The sequence below is a fragment of the Streptosporangium sp. NPDC050148 genome (genome assembly GCF_055586505.1).
Genome location: NZ_JBVJIA010000067.1, coordinates 1 through 12,594, shown reverse-complemented (window position 1 = coordinate 12,594; position 12,594 = coordinate 1). Strand labels below are relative to the sequence as shown.

Sequence of the window (12,594 nt, the reverse complement as noted above, 5' to 3'; positions counted from 1 at the left end):
CCCTCAACGCCTTCGCCATCACCTTCGAAGGCCGCCTCACCCCGACCACCCGATAACCAATCAAGATCGAGTTACACCGTTAACTGGACAGACCCGTTCAATTTTTGAACCGGCCTCCGAGGAGGATGGGTGCAGGGAGGGCCTGTCCAGTTAACGGCTCCGGCACGAATCCGGTGGTGACAGAACGTCGTTAGGAGGGCGGGATCCGCTGCCGGAGAGGGAGCTTCACCAGGAGAACCCGCCCCTGTCCCTCAGCCGGCTCCACCGCATAGGTCAGGGTCCCCCGGCTGTTTCCCTGGGAGTACGTGGGCTTGTGGCGGATCCGCCGGCGATAGGCGGTGCCGTCGACGGTGATCAGCTGGAGCCCTTCTTGGGGATCGCCACAGAATGGTCTCCTGTCTTGTTCCGTCCCTGCTCCGTGAAAGCGCCGAAGACGGCGACAGGTGATGCGAGATGCTCGCCAGTGTAGCCATCGCTCAGTCTCATGATCGAGCGGTTCTCGTACGGCCGGACCCGACTGTGGCGACCCTCCGGACGGGGACCTGCCGCCATCGTGGACGGCTCCGGCCGCCAGGTCGATGTCGTCGGCGGCCAGGCCGAACGCCTCACCCTGGCGGAGCCCGAGCGTCGCGGCCGCCCGGACCATGACCTCGTAACGGCGTGCGACGTCGTGAGGGTCGTCACCTGGCCGTGCTCCCGTGCCGGCCTGTGACGCCGGCCGGGAGATTTTGGCAGTGAACCTTTTCGTTTGGCAGGAATCACGGTGGAGCGTGACCGGAGCCGATGGTTGGCTTTGACGGAATTGCAGAACGATACGAAAGAGGTGCTGAAGAAACATGCGTGCACAGATTCTTGCGGCGATCGGCGGAACGCTGGCCGCCCTGGCGCTGACCGCCGCGCCGGCGTCCGCCGGCACCACCGCGACCCCTGGCAGCACGGCCGAGGTCGGAACACTGGCCTGCGGCTGGGACCCCCGGGGCGCCGTCGCCTACTACAACCACTGCAACACCGACTGGGTCCTCATCCGCGTCGAGCGGACCTTCGAACGGCCCGGATACGACCAGTGCGTCCGGCCGGGGGTGACCACGCTCGGCATGTTGTACGACATCAAGTACGCCTGGGCCAAGGGTCCTTGCTGAATCGACCCCTTATGAGCGACAGGGGGACGGAGAACAGCGGAACCGGGTCGTGCGCCAAGCCGTTTCACGGAGACGATCGCCAGGCGACTTCCTGTCCGGCCTCCTCGGGCGCGATCGGCCGCGGATACTCGACGACGTTTCCATCGGCGTTGATGCCGTCCTGGATGAATGTCACCGCGCAGAGGCCGGATTCCATTCCGGGTCCGGCCGCGGGCGGTTTCACGACCACTTCGTAGGGAGCTCCGGATCGCCGTCGGCCCGATCGCGTGGCCGACGGCGGCTCGTCCGAAAGGGGGCCGTCACCCCGCGATCCACAGCCAGGCGCCGGCCGCGAAGCCCTTGTTGGCCACGTCGCAGGACGTGAACTCGAACGGGTCGAGCTCGGGGTGTCCCTCACGCACCGTGTACCTGTGGAGCAGGTCCGAGACCAGGACCGCGAGGTCGGCCCGGGGGTGCTCGCGAACGGCCCGGCGCAGTGCCTCGCTGTCGAGCATGCGGTTGACCTCGACGATGCTGGAACCGGAGTAGCCGAGCACCGCGATCCCCACGGGGCCGAGGACCACGGCCATGCGCACCCTCATGCGGTCGTCATGGCGACGGTTGTCCCGTACCAGGCGATCGCGCCAGGCGTGCAGCAGGCGGGGCAGCGCGGTGTGCAGTTCCAGGGCCTGCGGCAGGAAGACGTTCATGCCGTCACCGGTGCCCTGCCGGTCGGTCGCGGCGATGTCGACGTCGAGCTCGTCCATCGTCCGGATGAAGATCGCCTCCAGCCGTTCCTGCAGCTCCTTCCTCTTCGGGGCGGACCGGCCGCTGTATCCGACGATGTCCACGGCGAAGCCCATCCGGACCAGCTCACGCCCGGGATCCTCGCGGTCGCGCGCTCCCGGCCGGCGTTCCCGTCCCCGGCGTCCGCTCAGGAACTCCAGGTCGGACCTGACGGCCTCGGCCTGCCGGCGGAGCAGACCGCGGGCGAGGATCGTGCTCGAAGCGCTCACGAGCTCGACGTCGGCCGTGTCGAGGATGCCGAGCCTGCGGTCGTTGTGGACGACGACGTCCCTCAGCTCACCGTGGCCGACGGTGACCGTGCCGGAGTGCCGGTACCCCGCGTCGAGGTCGGCCAGACGGGTACGCCGATCGCTCAGCACGATGACGGCCGATCCGGGCGTGGAGCCGGAAAGCCGGCAGGGAGCCAGGCGGACGAAGTTCTCGTGCTCGTCGAGCAGGCGCATCGCGACGCCGGCCAGGTTGTCCTTGTTGCCGAACGCGCGCTGCGGAAAGAGGAGCTGCTCGTCCAGCGCGCGGTTGATCAACGTACGGTCGCGCGGGATCGCGTCAGGGGGGCGATGTGTGTCCACGTTGTTCCCGTGCCGAGGAGAGGACGTTCCGGTACGACGATACGGTGATCTCGCGGGAGACGCCGGTCGTCTCCCATGACGACGAGGGGCGTGCCGTCGCGCCGTACCCCTCGCCGGTCTTCGTGAGGCGGCCGGTCAGCCGATGCGCAGCGGGAGGGTGCGCGGCCCGCGGACCTGGCCCGTCGCCCAGGTCACCGCCGCCGGGTCGTCCAGGCCGAAGACCGGGACGCGCTCCAGCCAGACCTCGAGGGCGACCCGCAGCTCCATCCGGGCCAGGTGCGAGCCCGCGCAGCGGTGGATGCCCAGGCCGAACGCGGCGTGCCGGTTGACCTCGCGGTCGATGACGACCTCGTCCGCCCGGTCGAACTGGGCCGGGTCGCGGTTGGCCGCCGGGAACGACAGCAGGACCCAGTCGTCGGCCTTCATGTCGACGCCGTGCCAGTGCATGTCCTCCTTGACCAGCCGGGCCATCGTGACCGGCGCGTAGGCCCGGAGGAACTCCTCCATGGCGGCCGGCAGCAGGGCGGGCTCGGCGACCAGGCGCTCGCGGTCGGCCGGTGTTCTGGCCAGATGCCACAGCGAGGCGCCGATCGCGCTCCACGTCGTGTCGATGCCGGCGATGAGCAGCAGCGCCATCGTGCCCGCCACGTGGAACGGCTCCAGCTTCCGGCCGTACAGCTCCGCGTTGACGAGGTAGGTCGTGAGGTCGTCCCGCGGGTTGTCGACGTGGTCGCGGATCTGCTCCAGCAGGTAGCCGAACAGCTTCTCCATCCGGGGACCGCGCTCCTCGGGCGGCAGGTTGACGCCCTCCAGCGCGTTCTCGACGAACTCGCGGAACCGCGGCCCGTCCTCGGGCGGAAAGCCCAGCATGTCGGCGATGACGCGCGTCGGGATGTGCTGGGCGTAGTCACGGGCGGCGTCGATGACGTCCTGCCCCTCCAGCGCGTCGAGGAGCGAGTGGCAGAACGCCCGCGTCGCCGGCTCCTGCCTGGAGACCACCGACTTGGTGAACATCGGCAGCAGCAGCTTGCGCGCGTCGTGGTGGAAGGGCGGGTCGGAGGAGATCGGAGGCGTGCCGCCCACCGGCGCCGCCTCGAGCGGCGGGCGGAAGTTGCTCACGATGATCGACCGGGAGGAGAAGCGCTCGGTGTCGTAGGCGATGGCCGCGACGTCCTCGTAGCGGGTCGGCAGCCACGCGCCGCCGAACCGGTCGGTGTGCGCGATCGGGCAGCGTTGCCGCAGGTCGTCCTGGATCGGGTACGGGTCGGCCGCCCACTCAGGCTCGGTGTGGGAGAAGTCGGTCGCCCAGTCGGAGACCGGCCCGGTGACGGCCTCGTTGCGCACGCCGTCGGGCCGGTTCCGCATCCTCTTCTCGAACTCCTGCTGCTGGAAGCGGTCGTCGACGGTCATGTGGCGCTCTCCTGGAGGATCTCGATCGTTCTTTCCGGGCAGTTCGCCACGGCGAGGCGCGCCGCCTGCTCCTCGTGCGGCGGCACGACGCCGTCGCCGAGGACCCGCCCGTAGCCCTCGTCGTCCTCGCCGAACAGGCCGGGGGCGAGGTCGTAGCAGCGGCCGTGTCCCTGACATCGCCCGGGGTCGATCCTTACTCTCACCGCGGGGCTCCCCTCTGTGCCGTGGTACCGGCCCCTCCGTGCCGCGGGCCTGCGGGTGCCGAGGGCCGTGCTGCGGTGCCTGCGGGTGCCGAGGGCCGTGCCGCGGTGTCGGCAGGGGCCGAGGGCTGCGCCGCGGTGCCGGAGGGGGCCAGGGCGGCGACGAGACGGGCGAGCAACGCGGCCCACTCCCCGTCGTCGACCCGGTGCAGGTCGGGTGTGACGAGCGCACTGCCCATCGCGAGCAGCAGGCAGAAATGCGACAGCGCGTCCGGCGACAGCGTGCCGTCCACCTCGCCGTCGTTCTGGGCGGCGCGGACGAGGCCGGTGAGCCGGTCGGCGCGCTCGCCGACGTAGTCGCGCATCGGCCGGGCGACATCCTCGTCGCGGCGCGCCGCCACGAGGGCCTCGACGATGAGGTAGCCGTGGGCGTCGCGCCGGCGCGGAAGCCCGCGGCCGACGACGGCCAGCAGCTCCGTGATCGGCCGGTCCGGGTCGGCGGCGAACAGCCTGGCCAGCAACTGCGGCCCGTGCGCGCGCAGCGCGGCCACCAGCAACTCGGCCTTCGAGCCGAAGTGGGCGTACAGGGCGCCGTTGCTCACCCCCGCCGCCGCGGCGATGTCGGCCACCCGCGTGCCGTCGTAGCCGCGCCGGGCGAAGACCTCGGCCGCCGCTCGCAGCAGCCGCTCCCTGGTCTCGGCGGCGGTGACACCCGCGATACGCCCCATGGGGTAATTAAAAGAACGTTCATTTGATATGTCAACGGTCCTACGGGACGCAGGCGGTCGTACGGGCGTTGTCTGGCGCCCTTGCAGATGTCAGTGCGGCACACGAGTTGTCAGTGGACTTGGCACCGGGTCATCGGGGATGGCAGTAGACGCGTGTACGACAGGAGGTTCGGCCCGTGGCATCTGGCCGTACACCCCGGCGTTTGACGTTGGTGGTCGAGCCGCGGCCGGGTGAGTCGTTCGCCTCTTGGGTTGATCGGATGGTGGTGCGGATGCCCGCCGTGGACGCTCGTTGAGTTTTTGGGGCTGGACGTGTGTGCGAAGGCCGGCGATGTCCGATCGCTGGCATACGGCGTCGTCGCGAGTCCAGAGACGTACAAGGAGATCAAGTTCGCCACGGGAGTGGATGCCAAGATCGCCCGGGGAGTGGCGAGGGCCACGTTCGCGGCACCGGCCGCCGTGGTCGCCCAGTCCGTCTGCCGGTACGCGGCATTGACCACCACCTCTGGCCGCCACGCGCCGATCAGGGCGCCGGCCTCCTCGCGGCGGCGTACATCGAGAGGCAGCCACTCGACACCCGCGATCTCTCCTGATCGGGTCAGGTAGGTCCCGGCCACCTCGTGCCCGGCCGTCAGGCACCGCCGGGCGAGCTCGCCGCCGAGAAAACCACTGCCACCGACAATGAGGATCCGCATCGGCGGCCACCATAGTCGCTCATGTTCAACCGGCGTTCGATCCGGCACCCATGGTGCTGTATCAATTGCAGCGCGCGGCCGGTCGATCATGATGGGCTGCGACTTCAGGCACGAGACTCGCAGAACAGCCGGTACCCACTTGACGACTGCGGAGACATGGACAGCGGCGCCAGATGAGCGAGGCTGTATCAGCCGACCTCCATCAACTCGGCGGCAAACAGCGCACTCGCCGCCCTGAGGATCTCGTTGGCGCGCTTGAGTTCGGCGTTCTTTTTGCGAAGATCGCGCAGCTCTGCCGACCGGATGGTGACCAGTTGGTCGTCGTCTTGGTACGTGGCCTCATCCTCGCGAATCCACGTACGCAGTGCTTCGCGATGAACGCCCAGATGCTCTGCCAGACGGCTGATGGCCGGTTTGGGGTTCGAGTCCCGGTACAGCTGCACCGCGTGCGACCTTAGGCCATCGGGGTACTTTCTTACGGCCGGCACCCGATCGTTCCTCTTCCCTCGTGAGCCGAGCGACCTTCCGAACTGTTTCGTCAACCGATCTTGTGATCGTGTCGAATGCAGAAGCCCTGTAGGGCACGTGAGACATACCGCGCTTGCGGTGGTCAGCGGCGGGATCGTGTACAGCCTGTGCCGCACTCAGTGGGATTTTCACCCCCAGGGCGGGGCGGCGGTTGTGGGAAGAAACCGGTGCGGACAGGCAGAAGGGCCGTCGGGTGCTCACCCAGGCCGTGCGACTGCACAACCCCCCGTCGTCGCCCGGCAGGACGAGGTGAATCGGCGATGGGTCCGCCTGGTCCGGGTCCGTAACGCGATCACCACGGCGGCCCTGTTACCCCGGCGGCGGTGGAGACCGTCTTCGGCTTCAGTGATCAGCGGGCTGAACAAGGAGTGGCGCCGGCGTTGAAGGCCGCGATGGACGACTTCGCCCTCGCCGCCGTCCACATGGTCTTCCGCACGATCTCCGGCGGCCTAGTCGACGGCCTGTGGGCGGTCGGTGATTCCGCGTCGTTGGTCTGCTCCTGGCGCCGCCGCCCGGTGGGTCTCGTGCGGGTAGGCCTTGAGCGTGACCTCGTCGTGCAGGCGCATGCCTTTGCCGTTGAGGCCGGTCAGGGCACGGGCGAGCGACGCGGGAGCGTTGTTGATCAGCCGCGCTCCCTGGATCAGGGCCCACAGCTCCAGGCGGCTGCCGGGGATGAGCCGTTTGGCGGTGGCGATAGCGAAGGTCCGGCTGCGTCGTACGTAGTCGCCGATCTGTTGTTCGTAGGCCGTGAAGGCCCGGGTGTGGTCACCGTGTGCCTCTGCCAGTTCGCCGGCCAGGACGTAGGCGCCCACGACGGCGAGACTGGTGCCGCCACCGACCGCGGGACCGGGGCAGTAACCGGCGTCGCCCACCAGGCTCACCCTGCCGCGTGACCAGGTGTCCATCCGCAACTGGGTGATCGAGTCGAAGTAGAACGCCGAGGCGCGCTCCAACTCCTCGCCCAGCAGCCGGGGGACCTGCCAGCCCATCCCGGCGAAGTGGCGGCGCAGCAGTTCTTTTTGCCGGTCGACGTCGCGGTGGTGGTAGTCGAGCTCGGTCTCGGGGCGGAAGAGGAAGACCGCGCGGGCCTCGTCCAGGCGTGCCGCGCCGTAGACGGCCGCCATCCTGTTCACGCCCGTGATGCCCTCCATGCGGTCGCGCAGGCCCAGGTAGTTGGGGATCGACATGACGGCCAGGTAGCCCCCGATCCAGGTGGAGAAGCGCTCCTCCGGGCCGAAGACCAGGCGCCGGACGGTCGAGTGCAGCCCGTCGGCTCCGATCACCAGGTCGAATCTGCGGGCGGGCCCTCGCTCGAAGGTCACGTCGACGCCGTCCGGGTCCTCGGCCAGAGCGGTGATGGAGTCGTCGAAGAGGTACTCGGCGTCGTCGCGGGTGGCCCGGTGCAGGATCTCCGCGAGGTCGTCGCGCATGATCTCGACGTGCCGGTCGGAGATGGCGCGCGTCAGCCTCGCCATCCCCAGCTCGTAGGAGCGCTCGCCGTTCTCGGAGCGGAACGCGAGCCACTCGGTGCCGGTCGCGGCGGCCTGGACCGGCTCGATCAGGCCCATCTTCTCGACGATGTCCATGGCGGGGCGGAACAGGTCGACCGCGTGCCCGCCCGCCTTGCGCAGCGCCGGAGCCCGCTCCACCACGGTGACGGTGAAGCCGTGGCGGGTGAGCCAGTAGGCCAGGACGGGGCCGGCGACGCTGGCACCGGAGATGAGGACTCGCATACGCCTCTCGCTTACTTAACGTTAGGTAGAATTTTTACCTAACGATAGGTAAGCATGATTCTCCAGGGTGCGCAAGCTCTTACCTAACGATAGGTAAGCCCTACTCTTGGTGCATGGCCAGGCCTTCGGACACCAGGACGCGCATCCAGGAAGCCGCACGCGAGCTCTTCCTGCGGCAGGGCGTGCAGAACACCAGCCTCAAGCACATCGCCGACCGACTGGGCATCACCAAAGCGGCCCTGTACTACCATTTCGATTCCCGCGAGGACCTGGTCAGAAGCATCGTCCAGCCGTTCATGGACGAGCTGGAGGCGTTCACGGCCGAGCGCGAACCGGGGGACGCGCGCGCGTTGCTGGAGGACTACTTCGACCTCATCTGGCGGCACCGTGAAGAACTCATGATGGTCCTGGGCGCACCCGCCATGCTCGCCGAACTCGACCTGGTGGAGCGGATGTGGCGCTGGCGCAAGCAGCTGACCGCGCTCCTGCTCGGCCCCGCCCCCTCGACGGCCGCGCGGATCCACGCGACCGTGGCGCTCGGCGGCATGTCCGACTGCGTCGTGGAACACGCCACCCTCCCCTTGCAGGAGGTCAGGGCCGCCGCCGTGCAGGCCGCACTGGCCGCGCTCACCTGAGACCGGCCGTCCCTCGGCCGTCACCGGCGTGAAGTCGTCGCCGGCGCGACACGACGCGATCGGACGCGGCCGGACGCGGTGGCCGCGCGTCCGGGCCGCCGGTCGGCCCGGGAACCGCCACATCTCGGCGGTCACCGTCCAGGGCCGGACGGGGACGGGTTCCTGTTCGAAGCGGCACGGTGACCGAATGCCGTCCCGGCCCGGCCCGTCCCGGCCCGGCCCGTCCCGGCCCGGCCCGTCCTGGACCGGCCCGTCCCGGACCGGCTCGCCACCGGTCCGGGCGCGCAGGCGGCACCCGGTCCTCACCAGGCCCAGGACGGGTTGCCGGTGGCCTGCTGCGAGACGGCCCACAGGCGTTCGCGGGCCGCGGCGTCGTAGGCGAAGGCGGGCGCATCGACCGGCCGGAGGTTCTCGTCGAGATAGATGCCGCGCAGCGCGGACCGGTCCGTGGCGGCGGGGACGGCGTGTTCCCGCCAGGTGCCGATGCGGGTGGCCAGGGCCGCGTACGTCTCGCCCAGGTGCTCGGCGGGGACGGCGAACCGGTTCTTGGGCGCGTACAACGCTCGCAGGATCCACGGCAGGGCGGCGACGCGGTCGGCGTCGAGCCGTACGGCGGGCACCCGGACGCAGGCGACGTCCAAGGTGCCGCCCGCCCGCAGGGCCAGCGCGTAGGCGGTTATGATCTGGGCCAGCTTGGCGTGGTAGTAGGCCCTGGTCGGGCTGTACCAGCCGGGATCGTCGAGGCGATCGAAGCGGATCGTGATGCGCGGCATGGTGACCAGTCCCTTGCTGGCGACGTTGATCACCCGAGGGCGGGGGGCGGCGGCGAGCAGCGGGCTGAGGCGCGCGGTGAGCTGGAAGGGGCCGAGATGGTTGGTCGTCCAGAACAGTTCGTGACCGGATGTGGTGAACGCGGGTGTGCGCATCGTCTGGTCGAACACCGCGGCGTTGTTGATCAGGACGTCGAGGTGGCCCACCTCGCCGGCGATCTTCTCGGCCGCCGCGTCGATGGACGCGGGATCCGACAGGTCGGTCATGACGAGGACCGCGAGATGGGCGGCGCCGGCGTTGATCGTCTCCAGGGCGGTGCGGCCCCGGTGCGGGTCGCGGCACAGGGCCAGGACCCGGTGGCCGTCTGCGGCCAGTCGCTGCGCCGCCCGCAGGCCGATACCGGAGTTGGCGCCGGTGACGGCGATGGTCAGGGGGGCGGGGAGAGCCATACGAGAATCCTAAGTGTTCGGAACGTTTCGAACAAACTAGGATGTCTTCATGGCCGATGTCGAGGAGTTCGTGGAAAGCGCCGGGCTGTACTTCGAGCGGCTGGGCCTGAGCCGCACCGCGGGCCGGGTGATGGGATGCCTGCTCGCCGACACCGGCGACGCCGCCGACGCCCCCGGTTTGTGCGAACGGCTCGGAGTGGCCAAGAGCAGCATGAGCGTGGCCCTGCACCAGCTGGAGCGGGGCGGGCTCGTCGAGCGCTATCGTCCCCCGCGGGCGCGGCGGGATCACTACCGGCTGACCGACGACGTCTTCGGGCGCGCGTTCCGGTCGAAGATGGCCGAGTTCACCGCCTTCGCCGCACTGGCCGAGCAAGGACTCGGCGCGGTGGGGGACCACCCCGCCGCCCGGGCCCGGCTCGAGCACATGCGCGACATGTACGCCTTCATGGCCCGGGAGTTCCCCAGGCTCCTCGACCGGTGGGACGCGGAACGGGCCGGTGCCGCACCACGGCCACCTCAGGCCTGAGAGCCGCGACGTCTTTCCTGCCTGACCAGAGCCGGATCATTCGGCGTTCCCGCCGGCAGGACAGCGGCGCTCGGTGGGCAGCGGCACGTTCCCCCCGTCCTGGGTCAGGTAGCGCAGGACGATGCCGGTGGCGCACGCGTTGTGGCCGACGACACCGTGCCCGCCCGCCTCGACGGTGAGCAAGGCCGCTCGCCCGAGGAAGGCGTCATGCATGCCGAGACCGGCGATCCATGGGGTGGAGGGGTCGCGCAGGTTTTGGACCACCAGGATGTTGCGGGGGCCCTGACCGGTGATGCGCACGGGCGGTTCGGACGGAGCGGGCCAGAAGGCGCACGGCCGGATGTTGGCCGAGCGGCCGGCGTCGTCGGGGTGGCGGCGGCGGTCGGCGCGGACCGCATCGGCGTAGAAGCGGGTCCGGCGGGGCCAGGTGGCGTCGTTGCAGTGGACGGCGGTTTCGAGGGCGACCCGGTTGTCGCCGGGTGGCACGGGGGTGGGAGGCGCCTGCGTCGTGGCCGCCGGAGTATCGCCCCGGGTCGTCGAGGCCAGGTAGGCCCAGGTAGCGGCGATCTGCGGGAACCTGCGCTCTTGGGCCGCCTTCAGCGCGTCGAGGGTCAGGTGACGTAATACGTTGCCGTCGATGCGGGCGCCGGAGTGCTCGAACGGGGCGGCGTCGAGGGTGCCGACGAGGTTGCGATACCGCCGGTGCACTTCGGCGGGGGTGCGGCCGAAGCCGTAGGTGTCGTCTCTGGCGGCGACCCAGGCGGTGAGATCGGGGAGGCGCTCGGCGACGCCGCGCCCGCCGAGGCGGATGAAGCCGTACCACATGCGCCGCGGATCGACGGCGCTGTCGAGGACGACGCGAGCGGTGCGGTGGGGGAACAGGGTGGCGTAGACGGCTCCCAGGTAGGTGCCGTACGAGATGCCGTACAGGGAGATCACGCGTTCGCCGAGGGCCGCCCGGATACGGTCGAGGTCACGGGCCGCGTTGGCGGTGCTGAGGTGGCGGATGAGCGGGCCGCCGGCCCGCAGGCAGGACGCGGCGGTGCGCCGGGAATAGGCGATCATGGCGTCGATCGAGCCGTCGGGGTCCGGGTAGCGCGGTCCCGGGCCCGCGTCGGTAAGGCCGCACGTCACAGGGGTGCTCTGACCGAGCCCGCGGATGTCGAAGCCGACGAGGTCGTAGCGGTCGCGCAGGCCGGGCGCCCCGTCTCGGTACAGGTCAGCGGGCCAGTCCAGGCCGCTTTCGCCCGGCCCGCCGGCCAGGTGCACCAGGGTGCCCAGACGGCGTGCCGGGTCGGCGGCGGTGATGCGAGCCAGCCTGACAGTGATGTGCCGGCCGCGCGGACGGTCGTAGTCGAGCGGTACTCGCAGGTCGGCACACTGCTGGCGCGGGTGAGAGGGCTGGGTCGCAGGAGGGCATGGGCCCCATGTCGGCGGGGAGCGGTGCGGCCCGGTAGCGGAGGATGAGGAGGGGACGGCGGTGGTGGCGGGCGTGCCGTTGGTCAGGACGGCGAGTGCGGCCACCGCGGCGAGGCTCGTACGGATGGCGTGGTCGCGCATGGTTGATCTCTTCACTCGATGCCGTCCAGGTAGAACAGCTCTTCGACACTGGCGTGCAGGACCCGCGCCAGTTTGAGCGCCAGCACGGTGGAGGGCACGAACTTGCCCGTCTCCACGGTGTTGATCGTCTTTCGGGTGACCCCGACCAGGTCGGCGAGCTGTTCCTGGGTCAGGTCGTGCTGGGCCCGGGCCACCTTGATCCGGTTGCGCAGCGGATGACCGCCGTCGGTGCCGCGCATCACGCTTCCCGGGTGAGCCACAGCCGGGCCGCGCCGTAGCTCACCAGTGCCACCGCGATGGTGAACTTCGCCTGAGCGCCGGAGGTCGTCGTCACGTCGAAGAAGTACGGGAGCTGGGCGGCCAGCGCCCCGCTCAAGGCGATGGTGGAGGCGTGCCGGTTGGAGCTCACGGTGCGCTCGTCCTCCACGACCGCGCCCATACGCTTCAACGTCACCTTCGCCCACACCGCCACGGCCAGGGCCGGGACGGCCAGCAGGAACGACAGCAGATAGGCGAGTTCCAGCCCGGACGGCCAGTCGCCACCCTGCTGGGCGTCGTGAACGCCTGTGGCGGTGAGGTTCACCGCGGCGGCGACTCCCCAGGTGAACAGTGCGCCGTCGAACAGTCGGCTTCGCCGGGCGCGGGCGGGATTGATCGACATCGATGGCATGACCCCTCCGTTGAAGTAACCCTTACTACTCATTAAGTACCCTAAACTACTCATCAGATGAGCCGCAAGTTCGTTCCGCTCGGCGTCCCGAAGGCGTCTTTGTCCTGTCTCGCTTGATGGTTGACACTCTGGCCTCGCTTGATGCTTGACACCTTGATCGTCTTCTGTGCCTGCTCGTGGCGTTGTCTGCGCTTC

Annotated in this window: 16 protein-coding genes; 4 read left to right on the top strand and 12 right to left on the bottom strand. The window is 69.7% G+C overall.

The window, feature by feature from the left end; genetic code table 11:
* The first annotated feature begins 484 nt into the window (after nt 1-484).
* Both ACZ6RT_RS37240 and ACZ6RT_RS37235 read left to right on the top strand, forming a co-directional pair.
* A complete protein-coding gene (locus ACZ6RT_RS37240; protein WP_470158808.1) occupies nt 485-712 on the top strand; it encodes a hypothetical protein in 228 nt (75 codons plus the stop codon).
* Nucleotides 713-836: 124 nt separating this feature from the next.
* Nucleotides 837-1,139 (top strand): DUF6355 family natural product biosynthesis protein, encoded by a 303-nt coding sequence (locus tag ACZ6RT_RS37235; RefSeq protein ID WP_470158807.1) that lies wholly within the window; start codon nt 837-839, stop codon nt 1,137-1,139.
* Between the two features lie 64 nt (nt 1,140-1,203).
* On the opposite strand, the gene ACZ6RT_RS37230 is transcribed toward ACZ6RT_RS37235, so the two are convergent.
* From ACZ6RT_RS37230 to ACZ6RT_RS37195, 8 genes are all read right to left on the bottom strand, one after another.
* Nucleotides 1,204-1,362, bottom strand: a complete 159-nt coding sequence (locus ACZ6RT_RS37230) for a hypothetical protein (RefSeq protein ID WP_470158805.1) — start codon at nt 1,360-1,362, stop codon at nt 1,204-1,206.
* 76 nt (nt 1,363-1,438) lie between these two features.
* Complete coding sequence (locus ACZ6RT_RS37225; RefSeq protein ID WP_470158803.1) at nt 1,439-2,494, bottom strand: hypothetical protein; 1,056 nt, start codon at nt 2,492-2,494, stop codon at nt 1,439-1,441.
* Nucleotides 2,495-2,629: 135 nt separating this feature from the next.
* Entirely contained in the window at nt 2,630-3,904 is a 1,275-nt protein-coding gene (locus ACZ6RT_RS37220; RefSeq protein ID WP_399186396.1) for a cytochrome P450, read from the bottom strand.
* Nucleotides 3,901-4,107, bottom strand: a complete 207-nt coding sequence (locus ACZ6RT_RS37215) for a ferredoxin (protein WP_399186395.1) — start codon at nt 4,105-4,107, stop codon at nt 3,901-3,903. Before ACZ6RT_RS37215 ends, ACZ6RT_RS37220 begins: the two co-directional genes overlap by 4 nt.
* The gene (locus ACZ6RT_RS37210) at nt 4,104-4,832 is read right to left on the bottom strand and encodes a TetR/AcrR family transcriptional regulator (protein ID WP_470158801.1); all 729 of its coding nucleotides are present in this window, start codon (nt 4,830-4,832) and stop codon (nt 4,104-4,106) included. Before ACZ6RT_RS37210 ends, ACZ6RT_RS37215 begins: the two co-directional genes overlap by 4 nt.
* A gap of 110 nt (nt 4,833-4,942) precedes the next feature.
* Nucleotides 4,943-5,527 (bottom strand): NAD-dependent epimerase/dehydratase family protein, encoded by a 585-nt coding sequence (locus ACZ6RT_RS37205; RefSeq protein WP_470158799.1) that lies wholly within the window; start codon nt 5,525-5,527, stop codon nt 4,943-4,945.
* A 188-nt stretch (nt 5,528-5,715) separates the two neighbouring features.
* Nucleotides 5,716-6,015, bottom strand: a complete 300-nt coding sequence (locus tag ACZ6RT_RS37200) for a transposase (protein WP_470158798.1) — start codon at nt 6,013-6,015, stop codon at nt 5,716-5,718.
* A gap of 489 nt (nt 6,016-6,504) precedes the next feature.
* Nucleotides 6,505-7,788, bottom strand: a complete 1,284-nt coding sequence (locus ACZ6RT_RS37195; protein ID WP_470158797.1) for an FAD-dependent monooxygenase — start codon at nt 7,786-7,788, stop codon at nt 6,505-6,507.
* A gap of 113 nt (nt 7,789-7,901) precedes the next feature.
* On the opposite strand from ACZ6RT_RS37195, the gene ACZ6RT_RS37190 reads away from it, so the two are divergent.
* Nucleotides 7,902-8,423: a TetR/AcrR family transcriptional regulator gene (locus tag ACZ6RT_RS37190; RefSeq protein ID WP_399186386.1), complete on the top strand. Its 522-nt coding sequence runs from the start codon at nt 7,902-7,904 to the stop codon at nt 8,421-8,423.
* Nucleotides 8,424-8,725: 302 nt separating this feature from the next.
* Here ACZ6RT_RS37190 and ACZ6RT_RS37185 read toward each other — a convergent pair whose 3' ends face one another.
* Nucleotides 8,726-9,643: an SDR family NAD(P)-dependent oxidoreductase gene (locus ACZ6RT_RS37185; RefSeq protein WP_470158795.1), complete on the bottom strand. Its 918-nt coding sequence runs from the start codon at nt 9,641-9,643 to the stop codon at nt 8,726-8,728.
* A gap of 49 nt (nt 9,644-9,692) precedes the next feature.
* Between ACZ6RT_RS37185 and ACZ6RT_RS37180 the strand changes: the two genes are divergently transcribed.
* Nucleotides 9,693-10,169, top strand: a complete 477-nt coding sequence (locus tag ACZ6RT_RS37180) for a GbsR/MarR family transcriptional regulator (protein ID WP_399186384.1) — start codon at nt 9,693-9,695, stop codon at nt 10,167-10,169.
* A 36-nt stretch (nt 10,170-10,205) separates the two neighbouring features.
* On the opposite strand, the gene ACZ6RT_RS37175 is transcribed toward ACZ6RT_RS37180, so the two are convergent.
* From ACZ6RT_RS37175 to ACZ6RT_RS37165, 3 genes are read right to left on the bottom strand one after another with little or no spacing between them, the layout of a single operon-like run.
* The gene (locus ACZ6RT_RS37175) at nt 10,206-11,729 is read right to left on the bottom strand and encodes an alpha/beta fold hydrolase (protein ID WP_470158793.1); all 1,524 of its coding nucleotides are present in this window, start codon (nt 11,727-11,729) and stop codon (nt 10,206-10,208) included.
* Between the two features lie 11 nt (nt 11,730-11,740).
* The gene (locus ACZ6RT_RS37170) at nt 11,741-11,968 is read right to left on the bottom strand and encodes a helix-turn-helix transcriptional regulator (RefSeq protein ID WP_399186382.1); all 228 of its coding nucleotides are present in this window, start codon (nt 11,966-11,968) and stop codon (nt 11,741-11,743) included.
* Nucleotides 11,968-12,399 carry a hypothetical protein gene (locus tag ACZ6RT_RS37165; protein WP_470158792.1) on the bottom strand — a complete coding sequence of 144 codons (432 nt, stop codon included), beginning with the start codon at nt 12,397-12,399 and terminating at the stop codon, nt 11,968-11,970. The genes ACZ6RT_RS37170 and ACZ6RT_RS37165 overlap by 1 nt, the downstream gene beginning before the upstream one ends.
* Nucleotides 12,400-12,594: the final 195 nt, after the last annotated feature.